The sequence below is a fragment of the Streptomyces sp. DH41 genome, assembly GCF_029813785.1.
In the GTDB taxonomy this organism is placed as follows: Bacteria; Actinomycetota; Actinomycetes; order Streptomycetales; family Streptomycetaceae; genus Streptomyces.
Genome location: NZ_JARVKY010000004.1, coordinates 400,321 through 413,763, shown reverse-complemented (window position 1 = coordinate 413,763; position 13,443 = coordinate 400,321). Strand labels below are relative to the sequence as shown.

The 13,443-nt window shown below is 72.2% G+C and carries 13 protein-coding genes and 1 riboswitch; of the genes, 10 read left to right on the top strand and 3 right to left on the bottom strand.

Annotation, left to right across the window (positions count from 1 at the left end):
• Positions 1–56: 56 nt before the first annotated feature.
• A complete protein-coding gene (locus tag QC283_RS10440) occupies positions 57–200 on the bottom strand; it encodes a hypothetical protein (RefSeq protein ID WP_443032580.1) in 144 nt (47 codons plus the stop codon).
• Positions 201–238: 38 nt separating this feature from the next.
• On the bottom strand, positions 239–829 hold the full coding sequence (locus QC283_RS10435; protein ID WP_279561118.1) for a TetR/AcrR family transcriptional regulator: 591 nt from the start codon (positions 827–829) through the stop codon (positions 239–241).
• A 116-nt stretch (positions 830–945) separates the two neighbouring features.
• Here QC283_RS10435 and QC283_RS10430 point away from each other — a divergent pair, with 116 nt between their 5' ends.
• From QC283_RS10430 to QC283_RS10415, 4 genes are all read left to right on the top strand, one after another.
• Positions 946–1,959, top strand: coding sequence for a zinc-binding dehydrogenase (locus QC283_RS10430; protein ID WP_279561117.1), 1,014 nt, complete (start codon positions 946–948; stop codon positions 1,957–1,959).
• A 76-nt stretch (positions 1,960–2,035) separates the two neighbouring features.
• The gene (locus QC283_RS10425) at positions 2,036–4,111 is read left to right on the top strand and encodes a DUF1996 domain-containing protein (protein WP_279561116.1); all 2,076 of its coding nucleotides are present in this window, start codon (positions 2,036–2,038) and stop codon (positions 4,109–4,111) included.
• A 245-nt stretch (positions 4,112–4,356) separates the two neighbouring features.
• Positions 4,357–5,028: a lytic polysaccharide monooxygenase auxiliary activity family 9 protein gene (locus QC283_RS10420; protein ID WP_279561115.1), complete on the top strand. Its 672-nt coding sequence runs from the start codon at positions 4,357–4,359 to the stop codon at positions 5,026–5,028.
• A gap of 120 nt (positions 5,029–5,148) precedes the next feature.
• Positions 5,149–6,858, top strand: coding sequence for a hypothetical protein (locus QC283_RS10415; protein ID WP_279561114.1), 1,710 nt, complete (start codon positions 5,149–5,151; stop codon positions 6,856–6,858).
• 46 nt (positions 6,859–6,904) lie between these two features.
• On the opposite strand, the gene QC283_RS10410 is transcribed toward QC283_RS10415, so the two are convergent.
• Positions 6,905–7,480, bottom strand: coding sequence for a TerD family protein (locus tag QC283_RS10410; protein ID WP_279561113.1), 576 nt, complete (start codon positions 7,478–7,480; stop codon positions 6,905–6,907).
• A 122-nt stretch (positions 7,481–7,602) separates the two neighbouring features.
• Between QC283_RS10410 and QC283_RS10405 the strand changes: the two genes are divergently transcribed.
• From QC283_RS10405 to QC283_RS10380, 6 genes are all read left to right on the top strand, one after another.
• Positions 7,603–7,986 (top strand): BlaI/MecI/CopY family transcriptional regulator, encoded by a 384-nt coding sequence (locus QC283_RS10405; RefSeq protein ID WP_383530294.1) that lies wholly within the window; start codon positions 7,603–7,605, stop codon positions 7,984–7,986.
• Positions 7,987–7,992: 6 nt separating this feature from the next.
• Positions 7,993–8,925: a M56 family metallopeptidase gene (locus tag QC283_RS10400; protein WP_279561111.1), complete on the top strand. Its 933-nt coding sequence runs from the start codon at positions 7,993–7,995 to the stop codon at positions 8,923–8,925.
• Between the two features lie 466 nt (positions 8,926–9,391).
• On the top strand, positions 9,392–10,066 hold the full coding sequence (locus QC283_RS10395) for a fasciclin domain-containing protein (protein ID WP_279561110.1): 675 nt from the start codon (positions 9,392–9,394) through the stop codon (positions 10,064–10,066).
• 69 nt (positions 10,067–10,135) lie between these two features.
• Positions 10,136–10,321, top strand: a riboswitch (cobalamin riboswitch).
• Positions 10,322–10,382: 61 nt separating this feature from the next.
• A complete protein-coding gene (locus QC283_RS10390) occupies positions 10,383–11,453 on the top strand; it encodes an ABC transporter substrate-binding protein (protein ID WP_443032579.1) in 1,071 nt (356 codons plus the stop codon).
• A gap of 53 nt (positions 11,454–11,506) precedes the next feature.
• Entirely contained in the window at positions 11,507–12,616 is a 1,110-nt protein-coding gene (locus QC283_RS10385) for a FecCD family ABC transporter permease (RefSeq protein WP_279561109.1), read from the top strand.
• Positions 12,613–13,401, top strand: a complete 789-nt coding sequence (locus QC283_RS10380) for an ABC transporter ATP-binding protein (RefSeq protein ID WP_279561108.1) — start codon at positions 12,613–12,615, stop codon at positions 13,399–13,401. The genes QC283_RS10385 and QC283_RS10380 overlap by 4 nt, the downstream gene beginning before the upstream one ends.
• Positions 13,402–13,443 lie beyond the last annotated feature (42 nt).

Sequence of the window (13,443 nt, the reverse complement as noted above, 5' to 3'; positions counted from 1 at the left end):
CGAGCCACCGGCAAGGGGCCCTCCGGGCGACCGGCCCCCACTCGCTGTCCTACGTCCTACCCGCCGTCGTCGTCGGCTGCCGTCCCCGGCTCCGCCATCCGGCGGTGCACGGCGGCCTTGACACGGTCCGGCAGCACCTTGTCCGTCGCGCCCTGGGCCTTGGTCCTCGCCGAGCCGGTGAACCGGGGCCCTAAGGGCATGCCCCACAGGAGCGCGGCAGGGGCATGCCGCCGGACGCTCAGTCCGTGCGGGGCCGGGCCCCGTCCAGGGCGAGTTCCACCAGCCGCCGCACGAGCGTGTCGTCCAGCGGGGCTCCGCTGAGCAGCACCCGGACGAACAGCGGGCCGCTGACGGCCTCGATCACCAGCCCCGGATCGGTGTCCGCGGCCAGTTCGCCCCGCTCGACACCGCGCCGGACCATCAGCACGGCGCGGTCGAGGCGCTCGCTCCAGTAGGGGCCGCGACGGTCCTCCAGGGTGGTGTCGTGCTCGACGCTCAACCGCAGCAGCGCCCAGCCCTGCGGGGTACCGAGCAGCAGGGCCAGGGCGGAGAAGAAGGTCAGCAGGTCCTCCTGGACCCGCCCGGTGTCCGGAACCGGCAGCGCGGAGTCCAGCTCAGTGGTCAGCGCGTCCAGGATCAGGTTCTCCCGTGTGCCCCAGCGGCGGTAGACGGACGTCTCGTGCACCCCCGCCGCCCGGGCGACGGCGCCGACGGTCGTGCCCGCCAGCCCCTGGCTCGACAGCAGGTCCACCGCTGCGGCGAGCACGGCCAGCCGCATCCGCTCCCCACGGCGGCGCAGGGGCGGGGCTACGGGTTCCGGAGAGGACATCGGACCAGCCTAAAGCAACCTGACTTGCGCTGGGTGTACCGTTAACGCAAGTCAACCTGCGATGGGCCGGGGCGCTGGACCGTCCGGGGACGCCGCCGCACCGAGGAGGTCCTTTCATGGCGCAGATGCTCGCCGCCCGCCTGCACGTCCCGAGCCGCACCCTGCGACTCGAAGAGGTGCCCCGCCCGCAGCCGGGCCCCGGCGAGGTGCTGGTCAAGGTCGAGGCGGCCGGTGTGTGTCTGTCCGACGTGCACCTCATCGACGGCACCCTCACCCCGCAGTTCCTCCAGGGCGACACGGTCACGCTCGGCCACGAGGTCTCCGGCACCGTCACCGAGGTCGGGGCGGGCGTCACCGCCTGGACGCCCGGCCAGCGGGTCGTGCTCCACGCCGGTGAGGTGCGCGACGGCGTCACCTACACCCGCGGCGTCGACTACGACGGCGGCTGGGCCGAGTACGCCCTGTCCGCCGCCGACGCCCTGACCCTCCTGCCCGACGCCATCCCCTTCGACCAGGGCGCGATCATCCCCGACGCGGTGTCCACGCCGTGGGGCGCGATCACCGAGACCGGCGCCGTCCGCCCCGCCGAGGCGGTCGGCGTGTGGGGCGTCGGCGGGCTCGGTGTGCACGCCGTGCGGCTGTTGCGGGCCATCGGCGCCTGTCCGGTCGTGGCCGTCGACCCCAGCCCCGTCGCCCGCGAACGCGCCCTTGCCGCCGGCGCCGACCTCGCTCTGGACTCCGCCGACCCGGACCTGCGCCAGACCGTCCGCGCGGCGACCGGTGGGGCGGGCCTCGCCGCCGCCTTCGACTTCGCCGGCGTACCACCCGTACGGGAGCAGGCGATCTCCGTCCTCGCGCCCAAGGGACGGCTGGTTCTGGCAGGCCTGACCGACAAGCCGCTGACGGTCACCGACGGGACCCGCTTCAGCTACCTCCAGCAGCGGATCCTCGGTCACTACGGCTCCGACATGCCGGTGGCGCTGCCGCAGCTCCTGCGGTTGATCCAGGGCGGCCGGCTGGACTTCTCCGGTTCCATCAGCGGGGTGCTGCCGCTGGCGCGGGCCGCCGAGGCGGTCGCACGGCTGGAGAAGAGGGAGGGCGACCCCATCCGGCTGATCCTGCGCCCGTGAGGTGAGGGATTCCTGAGGATCCCCGAGGCGACTGAACGCTCCGGCCCCCGACTCCGTATGGAGCCGGGGGCATTTCATGTCCGAGTCCGCCACGACACAGGAGCACGCCTTGGGACACAACAGGCGCAGACGCCCGACCGGGGCGCGCCGCGCGACCTTCGGAGCATGCGCGCTGATACTGGGGGGCGGCGGCCTGGTGGCCGTGAACGTGTTCGCCTCCGCGACCGAAGCCGGCGACACCGCTGTTCCCCTGGGGAGTTCCGGAGTGGCGGCCACCGTGGACTGCCCCGACCTGAGTGAGCGGCTGACGACGGTTCCGGAACGGGCCAGGCCGGACGTCGACACCGAACTCGCCCGGCTCGACGAGCAGATCGCGACAGCTTACCGGCGACTCCAGGAAGCGGCCCGGACCGCGAACGACGGAAAGCTCGACGAGGGAGCCATCCTCGACCCGTTGGAGAAGCAGCGCGCCGGGACGATCGAGGACATCGCAGCCGCCATCGACGAGGCCGGTGACCGCCCCGAGGGCCTGGACGCCCTGGCGGAGTGCGCGCTGCGCCGCACCGAGGCCGGCACGGCGGACACCCCGAGCGGCAGCCCGGACCAGCAGCAACGACAACAGCAGGAGAACGGCAAGGACCAGGAGAACGGCAAGGACCGGGAGAACGGCAAGGACCAGGAGAACGGCAAGGACCCGGGCAACGGTGGACAGGCCGGTAACGGCCCCGTGGCGGCCGACTACGCCGACATCAGGTCCGTCCAGCCCAACGTCGTGAAGGCACCCCGGCAGAAGAACGCCTCGACCGGCTCCTTCGCCACCAGTTGCGGCGTCAACGCCGAGGGGCTGTTCAACTCGGACAACCTGATCGCCGCGCCCGGCGTCAGCAACGGAGCCCACCACTTCCACGACTACGTCGGCAACCAGGACAACGACGCCTTCGCCGGCGACGAGGACCTGGCCGCCGCCGACACGAGCTGCGCGGACCAGGGTGACAAGTCCTCGTACTACTGGCCCGTGCTCCGGCTCCAGAACGGCACCGTCGAACAGGACGCCGAGTCACCCGGCGGCGGCATCGAGGGCAACGCCGGCGAGATCGTCACGCCGGCCGAGGTCACGCTGACCTTCGAGGGCAACGAGCGCGGTGAGGTCACGGAGATGCCGCGGCTGCTGCGCATCATCACCGGTGACGCGAAGGCGTTCGTCAACGGCGACACCAACGCGAACGCCTCCTGGAGCTGTACCGGCTTCGAGGACCGTCAGCTGAAGGACAAGTACCCGCTCTGCCCGTCCGACAGTGACGTGGTGCGCACCTTCACCTTCCAGAGCTGCTGGGACGGCCGCAACACCGACAGCGCCAACCACCGCACCCACATGGCCTTCCCCGCCGCCGACGGCAGCTGCCCGGACGGTTTCCGGCCCGTTCCGCGACTGGTGCAGCGCGTCGTGTACGACGTGGACGCGCCCAGCCTCCAGGACGGGGGCAGGACCGTCCCGCTGTTCGCCGTGGACTCCTTCCCGGAGCAGCTGCACAAGCCGGTGACGGACCACAGCGACTTCATCAACGTCTTCGACGAGGACCTGATGCGGAAGATGACCGACTGCGTCAACAGCGGCCGCGAGTGCGGTCCGGACACACCTCCGGCTTCGGATCCGGGCCAGGGCGAGAACCCGCAGGAGCAGCCGACCGAGAACCCCACCGAGAACCCCACCGAGAACCCCGCCGGGGATCCGCAGGACCAGCAGCCGACCGAGAACCCCGACGCCTCGGAGCCCCCGGCTGAGCAGACCGCCACCGCCTCGGCACCAGCGGATCCCGGCCAGGACGGGCAGGACGTCGAGGAGAAGCCCGCGCCCCCGGCCGACCCGGACCAGGACGGCGCCGCCTCGCCGAGCGCCGAGCCCAGGGCCGCCACGACATCCGCCGATGACGTCCCGGACGACGCGAGCGGCGCCGCGGCGGCAGCCGAGCGCACACAGGGCACGGGCGGCGGTGACGACGTGGCCACCGGGTCGGCGACCGAGCCGCAGGCGACGCGGGGCGGGCTCGCCGAGACGGGTTCCGGCCTCGGGCTCTGGCCGGCGGCCGTCGGAGGCCTCCTTTTCGCCGGTGGTTGTCTGCTGCTGATTCGCGCCAGGCGGCGTGCGCCGTGACCCCGGCATGACGCCGTCGTGACCGATGCCGGATGGGTGAGCAGGGCCAGGGCCCGCCCGCCCATCCGTCCGTCGGGGGCGACCGCATCGAACACGCCACCGCCGGACGGCATCTGGCGTGTTTCAACTATTGCCATTCCGTTTCACCGGGCGCAGCCTGGTCTCCGAAAGAGCGCTGGGAGCGCTCCCACTGGTGCTTTCGATCCCGGATCCGCCGCAGTCCCCCCACGCGAAAGAAGGACGTCATGACTTGTCATGATCACCTCAAAAGACGTCGGCGCGCGTCGACCGTAGCCCTCGGCACCCTGACCGCGGCCCTGCTCACCCTGATCCCCTGGAGCGGCACCGCCGTCGCCCACGGCTCGGTCGTCGACCCGGCCTCCCGCAACTACGGCTGCTGGCAGCGCTGGGGCGACGACTTCCAGAACCCCGCCATGGCGCAGGAAGACCCCATGTGCTGGCAGGCCTGGCAGGACAACCCCAACGCCATGTGGAACTGGAACGGCCTGTACCGCAACGGCTCCGCGGGCAACTTCGAAGCCGTCGTCCCCGACGGTCAGCTGTGCAGCGGCGGCCGGACCGAGGGCGGTCGCTACAACTCGCTCGACACCGTGGGCGCCTGGCAGACCACGGACATCACCGACAACTTCACCGTCAAGCTGTACGACCAGGCCAGCCACGGCGCCGACTACTTCAAGGTCTACGTCAGCCGGCAGGGCTTCGACCCCGCCACGCAGCCGCTCGGCTGGGACGACCTCCAGCTCGTCGCCACCACGGGCAGCTACGCGCCCAGCCAGAACTACGAGATCCCGGTGAGTACCTCGGGCCTGAGCGGCCGGCACGTCGTGTACACGATCTGGCAGGCGTCGCACATGGACCAGACGTACTTCCTGTGCAGCGACGTCGACTTCGGCTGATCCGCGCCATCCCCGTCCCCCCACCCCCGCCGGGCGCGCCGCGTCCGGCGGGGACACCGGTCGGGGTGACCACCGCGCGAAGTGCTTCGTGGTCGCCCCGGGGTGCGGTATACGTCCCTCATGGACGTCACGGACCCCACGGACTATTACGACCTCGGCACCCATGGCCGGACGGTGACGACCTCGTCCCCCGAGGCCCAGCGGTGGTTCGACCGCGGGCTGGTGTGGACGTACGCCTTCCACCACGAGGAGGCCGTCGCCTGCTTCGAGGCCGCCGCGGCGGCCGACCCGGACTGTGCCATGGCCCACTGGGGCATCGCCTACGCCCTCGGCCCGAACTACAACAAGCCGTGGGAGGCCTTCGACGCCGAGGAGCTGACGCGCACCGTCGACCGCACCCACGCCGCGGTCGAACTCGCCCACGAGAAGGCGGCCCGCTCCGCCACCCCGGTCGAACGCGCCCTGATCGGCGCCCTGCGCGCCCGCTACCCGCAGGCGCGCGCCGTCGAGGACTGCTCGGTGTGGAACGCGCCGTACGCCGAGAGCACGCGGGCCGTCTACGAACTCGCCCCCGACGACCTGGACGTCGCCACGCTCCACGCCGACGCGCTGCTGAACCTGACGCCGTGGCAGCTCTGGGACCTGCGCACCGGACTGCCCGCCGAGGGCGCCCGCACTCTGGAGGCGAAGGCCGTTCTCGACCGGGCCCTGGCCGCCGAGGCCGGCCGCGAGCACCCCGGCGTCCTGCACCTCTACATCCACCTGATGGAGATGTCCGCCACCCCCGAGGCGGCCCTCCCCGTCGCCGACCGGCTGCGCGGCCTGGTCCCGGACGCCGGCCACCTCAATCACATGCCCTCGCACCTGGAAGTGCTGTGCGGCGACTACCGGCGTGTGGTGTCGGACAACAGCGCCGCGATCGCCGCCGACGAGAAGTACCGCGCGCGGGCCGGCGCGATGAACTTCTACACCCTCTACCGCTCGCACAACCACCACTTCAGGATCTACGGCGCGATGTTCCTCGGCCAGTACGAGGTCGCGCTGGACGCCGCCGCGCGGCTGGAGGCGTCCGTCCCCGAGGATCTGCTGCGCGTCGAGAGTCCGCCGATGGCCGACTGGCTGGAGGGCTTCCTGGCCATGCGGGTGCACGTACTGATCCGGTTCGGCCGCTGGGCGGACATCCTCCGGCTGCCGCTGCCCGCCGATCCGCGGCTGTACTGCGTGACGACCGCGATGCTCCACTACGCCCGCGGGGTCGCCCTCTCGGCCACCGGCAAGGTCACCGAGGCGGAGGCCGAACGTGCCCTGTTCCGCGAGGCGGTCGCCCGGGTGCCCGGCACCCGCACCCTGTTCAACAACACCTGCGCGGACATCCTCGCCATCGCCTCCGCCATGCTCGACGGCGAACTGGAATACCGCAAAGGCGACCACGCCGCCGCCTTCGCCGCCCTGGAGCGGTCGGTCGAACTGGACGACAACCTCCCGTACGACGAGCCGTGGGGCTGGATGCAGCCCACCCGGCACGCCTACGGCGCCCTGCTCCTGGAACAGGGCCGGCTCGCGGAGGCCGAGGCGGTCTACCGGGCCGACCTGGGCCTCGACGACTCCCTGCCCCGCCCCTTGCAGCACCCCGACAACGTCTGGGCCCTGCACGGACTCCACGAGTGCCTGACGCGCCTGGGCAAGGACGGGGAGGCGCGGATCGTGGCACAGCGGCTGAAGCTCGCCGCGGCGCTGGCGGACGTACCGGTCGAGGCGTCCTGTTTCTGCCGCCTCGGCACCGCACCGGTACCCGGCGGCTCGGGTGGCTGCTGCGCCACGGACCACTGAGCGTGCCCGGCCCCGGCTTCGGGCCCTGTCCCTGTCCCGGTCGGGGTCAGACGTTGACGCCGAAGTCCGCGGCGATGCCCGACAGGCCCGAGGCGTACCCCTGTCCGACCGCCCGGAACTTCCACTCGGCTCCGTGCCGGTACAGCTCGCCGAAGACCATCGCGGTCTCGGTCGACGCGTCCTCCGACAGGTCGTAGCGGGCGAGTTCCTGGTTGCCCGCCTGGTTGACGACCCGGATGAAGGCGTTGCGGACCTGGCCGAAACTCTGCCCGCGGTTCTCCGCGTCGTGGATGGAGACCGGGAAGACGATCCGGTCGACCTCGGCGGGGACGGTTGCGAGGTTCACCTTGACCGTCTCGTCGTCGCCCTCGCCCTCGCCGGTGAGGTTGTCACCGGTGTGCTCGACCGAGCCGTCCGGGCTGGTCAGGTTGTTGTAGAAGACGAAATGCCCGTCCGAGAGCACCTTCCCGGAGGCGTCGAGGAGCAGCGCGGAGGCGTCGAGGTCGTAATCGGTGCCGGTCGTGGTGCGCACGTCCCAGCCCAGACCGACCAGAACGGCGGTCAGGCCGGGCGCCTCCTTGCTGAGCGAGACGTTGCCGCCCTTGGCCAGGGAAACTCCCACTGCGTTCTCCTTCGTAGCGTTCACTGATCACGTCCACTGTTCAATCTACAACACTGTAGAAGTACGGCTTCTATAGGATGGCGTCTCACAAGGCGTACAGCGGCGGAAGGAGGCGGGCTGTGATGGATCACCGGCGTCCGCGGCGGCGGGGGCAGGGCGAGCTGGAGGCGCTGGTGCTGTCGGCGCTGCGCGAGGCGGAAGGCCCCGCGACGGCCGGCTGGGTGCAGGAGCGCCTGGGCGGTGACCTCGCCTACACCACGGTGATCACGATCCTGACCCGCTTGCTGGAGAAGGGCGCGGTCACCCGCGAACGCGCGGGCCGGTCCTTCGCCTGGACACCCGCCTCGGACGAGGCGGGCCTGGCCGCTCGGAAGATGCGCAAGGTGCTGGACGCCGAGAGCGACCGGGTGGCGGTGCTGGCCAGCTTCGTCACCGGCCTCGACCCGGACGACGAGCGGCTGCTGCGCGAACTGCTGGGGCACGCGGGCGATGCGGAGGACGGCTGACGCCGCATGGGCGTATTCGTCTTTCTGCCACTGGTCCTGCCGCTGACGGCGTGGCCGATCGCCCGGCTGGCCGAACAGCACCTGCACCCGCGGAGTGCGACCAGGCTGCTCACCGCCGTGGCCGCCGTGATGGCCCTGTGCAGCACGGTCTGCCTCGCCCTGGTGATGGTGGTCGGCACCGCGCAGCTGCCGGGCAACCCGCTGCCCGACGGCTGGTCCGACCCCGAGGTGCGGGCGGCGGTGCCGTACGACGAGGTCGTCGGCAAGGCGGCGATTCCCGCGCTGTGCGCGGTGGTCGTGGCCTCGGTGCGGGCCCTGTGGCGACACGGCAGAGTGCGTCGCCGTGCCCACCGCGCGCTGGCCGGACTGCCGGGGACAGGGGTGGCCGTGCTGCCGGACGACGTGCCCTACGCGTACGCGCTGCCCGGCGGTCACCGGGACCGCGTGGTGGTGAGCACGGCGCTGCTCGACTGCCTCGAACCGGCCGAGCGGCGCGCGCTGTTCGCCCACGAACGGGCCCATCTGGCCGCCCGGCACCATCGTTTCCTGCTCGCCGTCCGGCTCGCCGCCCTGGCCAACCCGTTCCTGCGGCCCCTGCGGACGGCCGTGGCCTACACGGCGGAGCGGTGGGCGGACGAGGCGGCCGCGCGGGTGGTCGGCAACCGCCGCGCGGTGGCGACCGCGATCGGCAAGGCGGCTCTGGTCTCCCGGGGCACCCCGGTCGCCACCCTCGCCGGCCTCGCGGCGCCCGGCCCGGTACCGCGCCGGGTGGCGGCCCTGCTGGGTCCCGCGCCCGCGGTCCGTACCTGGCCCTCGGTGTTCACCTCGGTGGGCCTGGCGGCGTGGGCCGCGGCCGCCGGAACCGCCGTGTCGGCGATGTCGTCCGCGAACGCCGCCGTCACGATGTTCCTCATCCTCCGCGCCGCGACACCTCTCTGAGCCTCTCCGAACGACTCTGAGGCACTCCAATTTTCGGAGAAAACCCCAGGTCACAGAGGTGTTCGCAGAACATTCTCACTCGATCGGGTGATCGGCCAATCCGCGGCCGGGGCGGCTCCGGATTCCCCATGTGAGGGAAGAACCGAGGACATACCGACAGCGGCCCGCCGCCTGCCCGTGCTCCCGCCCGTCCATAGGAGCGGGGCGGCTCGGCCCTCACACGCCCGCGCCGGGCCCCCGGTCGAACGGAGGCGCTCCCGTGGCGAGCGCGGAACCTCCGAGCGTGCTCGCCGCGGCGGCGAGAGCCGACGAAGGCACCGACCAGGGCCGGCGCGGGTCCGCCGACTGAAGACGAGCGGGGCCGCGCACCCCGTCGACCGACCACCACTTGACCGCAGTTCGTACCGACGCAGGCTTCGTGCTGCCCTCTGCCGCACCTTGCTGCCCTTTTTACCCGGGAGAATCCATGAACGCCCGTATTCGCCGCTCCGCCGTCGCCGTCGCCGCGGCCGCCATCCTGCCCCTGGCCCTGGTCGCCTGCTCCGACGACGGCGACAGCGGCTCGTCGGACTCCGCCCAGGCCGCCTCCTCGGCCCCCGCGGACGCCGGCGACCAGTCCGCCGGGGCCGACGACGAGTCGGCCGGCGGCGACATGGCCGGCGCCGACGAGCCGTTCGGTCCGGCGTGTTCCACGGTGCCGAAGGACGGTGCCGGTTCCTTCGAGGGCATGGCCAAGGACCCGGTGGCCACGGCCGCCTCGAACAACCCGGCGCTGTCCACGCTGGTGACGGCGGTGAAGAAGGCCGGTCTGGTCGACACGCTGAACAACGCCGAGAACATCACGGTGTTCGCGCCGACCAACGACGCCTTCGCCAAGATCCCGAAGGCCGACCTGGACAAGGTTCTGAACGACAAGGCGATGCTCACCAAGATCCTGACCTACCACGTAGTGGGCCAGAAGCTCGCGCCCAAGGACCTGGAGAACGGCTCCTTCGAGACGCTGGAGAAGTCGAAGCTGACGACGTCCGGTTCGGACGAGTCCTACACGGTCAACGACTCGGCCAAGGTCGTCTGCGGCAACGTCAGGACCGCCAACGCCAACGTCTACATCATCGACACCGTGCTCATGCCCAAGAGCTGAGGCAGGAGCGGGCGGACGGGGCCGGGGGCGGTCGGGCAGACGGCGGCCCCCGGCCCCGCGGTGACCCTGTGGTAGCTTGCGGGAGCCAGTCGAACCCACCTGGTGGGTCAGGGAATCCGGTGCGAATCCGGAGCTGACGCGCAGCGGTGAGGGGTACGGGCGGGACAAGGGCCACTGGGCGGCGCAAGCCGTCCGGGAAGGCGTCCCGTCCGGTCGATCCCGAGTCCGAAGACCTGCTGGCACCCGCGCCGCGTACGGCGTGGACCACCGTACGAACGGGCTTCGCGTATGAGCCCTCGACGCCAGAGGATCTTCCTTGCCCGCAGCGCGCCCCGCCGGCTCCCGCCGTTTCCTCCGCTCGTTCCACTCGCGATTCCCGCTGCTGCTGTCCGGCGCCCTGCTGGCGTCCGGCTGCGGTTCCGGAGCGACCGCCACCGACTCCGCCGCTCCGGCCGAGGCCGCCGGATATCCACGCACCGTCAGTGACTGCGGGCAGAAGGTGGAGGTGACCGCGCCGCCCCGGCGGGCGGTCTCCCTCAACCAGGGCACCACGGAGATCATGCTCTCGCTGGGCCTCGCCGACCGTATGGCGGGCACCGCCACCTGGACCGACCCGGTCATGAAGGGCCTGGAGAAGGCGAATGCCGGGGTGCCCCGGCTCGCCGACGACATGCCCTCCTTCGAGACGGTCCTGGACGTCGAACCCGACTTCGTCGCCGCCTCCTTCGCCTCCACGCTCGGCCCCGGCGGCGTGGCCACGCGCGAGCGGTTCACCGAACTCGGTGTGCCGGCCTACCTGTCCCCGTCCGACTGCGCGGGCAAGGACAACAGCGGCGACGGCGACGGCGTCCGCAGCGAACCCCTGACGATGGACACCGTCTACGGCGAAGTCCGTGACCTGGCCCGGCTGTTCGACGTCGAACAGCGCGGCGACGAACTGGTCGCAGACCTGAAGACGCGGGTCGAGAAGGCCACATCGGGCGTCGACGCCTCCGGTGTCACCCTCATGTACTGGTTCGCCAACTCCACCTCGCCCTACATGGCGGGCTGCTGCGGTGCCCCCGGTGTCATGACCCGCGAACTCGGCGCGAAGAACGCCATGGACGACACCCGGGAGGAATGGCCGCAGGTCGGCTGGGAGACCGTCGCCGACCGCGACCCCGACGTCCTCGTCATCGGAGACCTCACCCGTAGGTCCCAGACGGCCGAGACCGCCGCGAAGAAGATCGAGTTCCTGGAGTCCGACCCCGTCACCAAGAACATGACCGCGGTCCGGAAGAAGCGGTACGTGCTGCTGAGCGGACAGGCCATGAACCCCACCATCCGCACCGTCGAGGGTGTGGAGAAGGTGGCGGCGGCGCTGCGCGCGTACGGCCTCACCAAGTGACGGCCGAAAGCCAGGTGCCGGCCGAAAGCCAGGTGCCGGCCGAAAGCCAGGCGATGGCCGAAAGCCAGGTGACGGCCGAAAAGCAGGTGGCCGTCAAGAGCCCGGCGACGCCCACGAGCCGGGCGGCATCCGGAATCCGCGCGGCCGGCCGCCGCTACCCGGTCTGGGCGGTGGCCGGGGTCGTCGCCCTGTGCGCCTCCGTGGCCGTCGCCGTCACCATCGGCCCCGCGGACATCGGCGTCGGCGAGGTCTGGTCCGTGGTCGTCGCCCACCTCGGAGGCGGCACCCCCGCCGTGGACGTCACACCGATCCGCGACGGCATCGTCTGGGACCTGAGGCTGCCCCGGACCCTCCTCGCCGCGGTGTGCGGCGCCGGACTCGCCGTCTGCGGCGCCGTACTCCAGTCCCTGCTGCGCAACCCGCTCGCCGACCCCTTCGTGCTGGGCGTCTCGTCCGGTGCCTCGACGGGCGCCGTCCTGGTCGTCGTCCTCGGCGTGGGCGGGGGAGCGCTGTCCCTGTCGGGCGGGGCGTTCGTCGGCGCGGTCTGCTCCTTCGCGCTGGTGATGCTGCTCAGCCACAGCCTCGGCGGTACCCCGGACCGGGTGGTGCTCGCGGGGGTGGCGGCGATGCAGCTGTTCTCCGCCCTCACCTCGTTCGTCGTGATGACCGCGGCCGACGCCGAGACCACTCGGGGCGTCCTGTTCTGGCTGCTCGGCTCCCTCGGCGGGGCGGGCTGGACGGACGTATGGACCGGCACGGCGGTCCTGGTCGTCGTACTGGCGGTCTGCCTCGGGTACGCCGGGACGCTGGACGCCTTCGCGTTCGGTCAGGACGCGGCGGCCTCGCTCGGCGTCCACGTGGCCCGCACCCGACTGGTGCTGCTGTGCGCCACCGCCCTGCTCACCGCGGCCCTGGTCGCCTCGGCCGGCGCCATCGGCTTCGTCGGTCTGGTGCTGCCGCACGCCGTACGGGCGCTGACCGGCCCCGGGCACGCCCGGCTGCTGCCGGTCTGCGCGCTCGCCGGGGCGGTGTTCCTGGTGTGGGTCGACACCCTGGCCCGTACCGTCCTCGAACCCCAGGAGGTCCCGGTCGGCGTGGTGACCTCGCTGATCGGCGTGCCCGCCTTCGTGCTGGTGCTCTACCGCACCCGGAGGACACGATGACGCTGAGCGCCGAGCGGGTCTCCCGCGTCGCCGGCGGGCGGCTCATCCTGGACGGCGTTGACCTGAGCCCCCGGCCCGGTGCCATGACCGGTCTGCTCGGCCCCAACGGCTCGGGCAAGTCGACCCTGCTGCGGCTCCTCGCCGGCGTGCTCGCCCCGGCCTCCGGCGTCGTCACCCTCGACGGCCGCCCGCTGGACCGGGTGGGCCGCCGGGAGGTCGCCCGACGCGTGGCCGTGGTCGAGCAGCAGGCGGACACGCAGGTCGAGCTGAACGTCCGGGACGTCGTCCGGCTGGGCCGGATCCCGCACCGCCGCGCCTGGACCCCGGCGTCGGCGGCCGACGAGGAAGCGGTCGCCGACGCCCTGGAGCGCACCGGCCTGACCGGGCAGGCGGACCGGCTCTGGCACACCCTCTCCGGCGGCGAACGCCAGCGCGTCCAGATCGCCCGCGCCCTCGCCCAGCAGCCGCGCGAACTCCTGCTGGACGAACCGACCAACCACCTCGACGTCCAGCACCAGCTCGACGTGCTGACCCTGGTCGCCGTCCTGCCCGTCACCAGCGTCGTCGCCCTGCACGACCTCAACCTCGCGGCGATGTACTGCGACCACCTCGTGGTGCTGTCCGAGGGGAGGGTCGTGGCCTGCGGCGAGCCCGCGGAGGTCCTGACCGCGGACCTGGTCGCCGAGGTGTACCGGGTGCGCGCCGAGGTCACCCGCACCGGGCCGGGCGGCCGCCCGCACGTCCGGTTCCTCGGCACGCTGACAGGACGCTCCCCGAGCGGGTGACAGCCGCTGCCGCGGTGCGCGGTCGTCGCCGACGCCCGAGGA

Bases quoted from the DNA above. Each gene is read 5' to 3' on its own strand.
- QC283_RS10385 (WP_279561109.1), top strand. From the start codon at position 11,507: ATGGCCGAAAGCCAGGTGACGGCCGAAAAGCAGGTGGCCGTCAAGAGC.
- QC283_RS10395 (WP_279561110.1), top strand. From the start codon at position 9,392: ATGAACGCCCGTATTCGCCGCTCCGCCGTCGCCGTCGCCGCGGCCGCC.
- QC283_RS10380 (WP_279561108.1), top strand. From the start codon at position 12,613: ATGACGCTGAGCGCCGAGCGGGTCTCCCGCGTCGCCGGCGGGCGGCTC.
- QC283_RS10425 (WP_279561116.1), top strand. From the start codon at position 2,036: ATGTCCGAGTCCGCCACGACACAGGAGCACGCCTTGGGACACAACAGG.
- QC283_RS10430 (WP_279561117.1), top strand. From the start codon at position 946: ATGGCGCAGATGCTCGCCGCCCGCCTGCACGTCCCGAGCCGCACCCTG.
- QC283_RS10420 (WP_279561115.1), top strand. From the start codon at position 4,357: ATGACTTGTCATGATCACCTCAAAAGACGTCGGCGCGCGTCGACCGTA.
- QC283_RS10415 (WP_279561114.1), top strand. From the start codon at position 5,149: ATGGACGTCACGGACCCCACGGACTATTACGACCTCGGCACCCATGGC.
- QC283_RS10405 (WP_383530294.1), top strand. From the start codon at position 7,603: ATGGATCACCGGCGTCCGCGGCGGCGGGGGCAGGGCGAGCTGGAGGCG.
- QC283_RS10435 (WP_279561118.1), bottom strand. From the start codon at position 829: ATGTCCTCTCCGGAACCCGTAGCCCCGCCCCTGCGCCGCCGTGGGGAG.
- QC283_RS10440 (WP_443032580.1), bottom strand. From the start codon at position 200: ATGCCCTTAGGGCCCCGGTTCACCGGCTCGGCGAGGACCAAGGCCCAG.
- QC283_RS10400 (WP_279561111.1), top strand. From the start codon at position 7,993: ATGGGCGTATTCGTCTTTCTGCCACTGGTCCTGCCGCTGACGGCGTGG.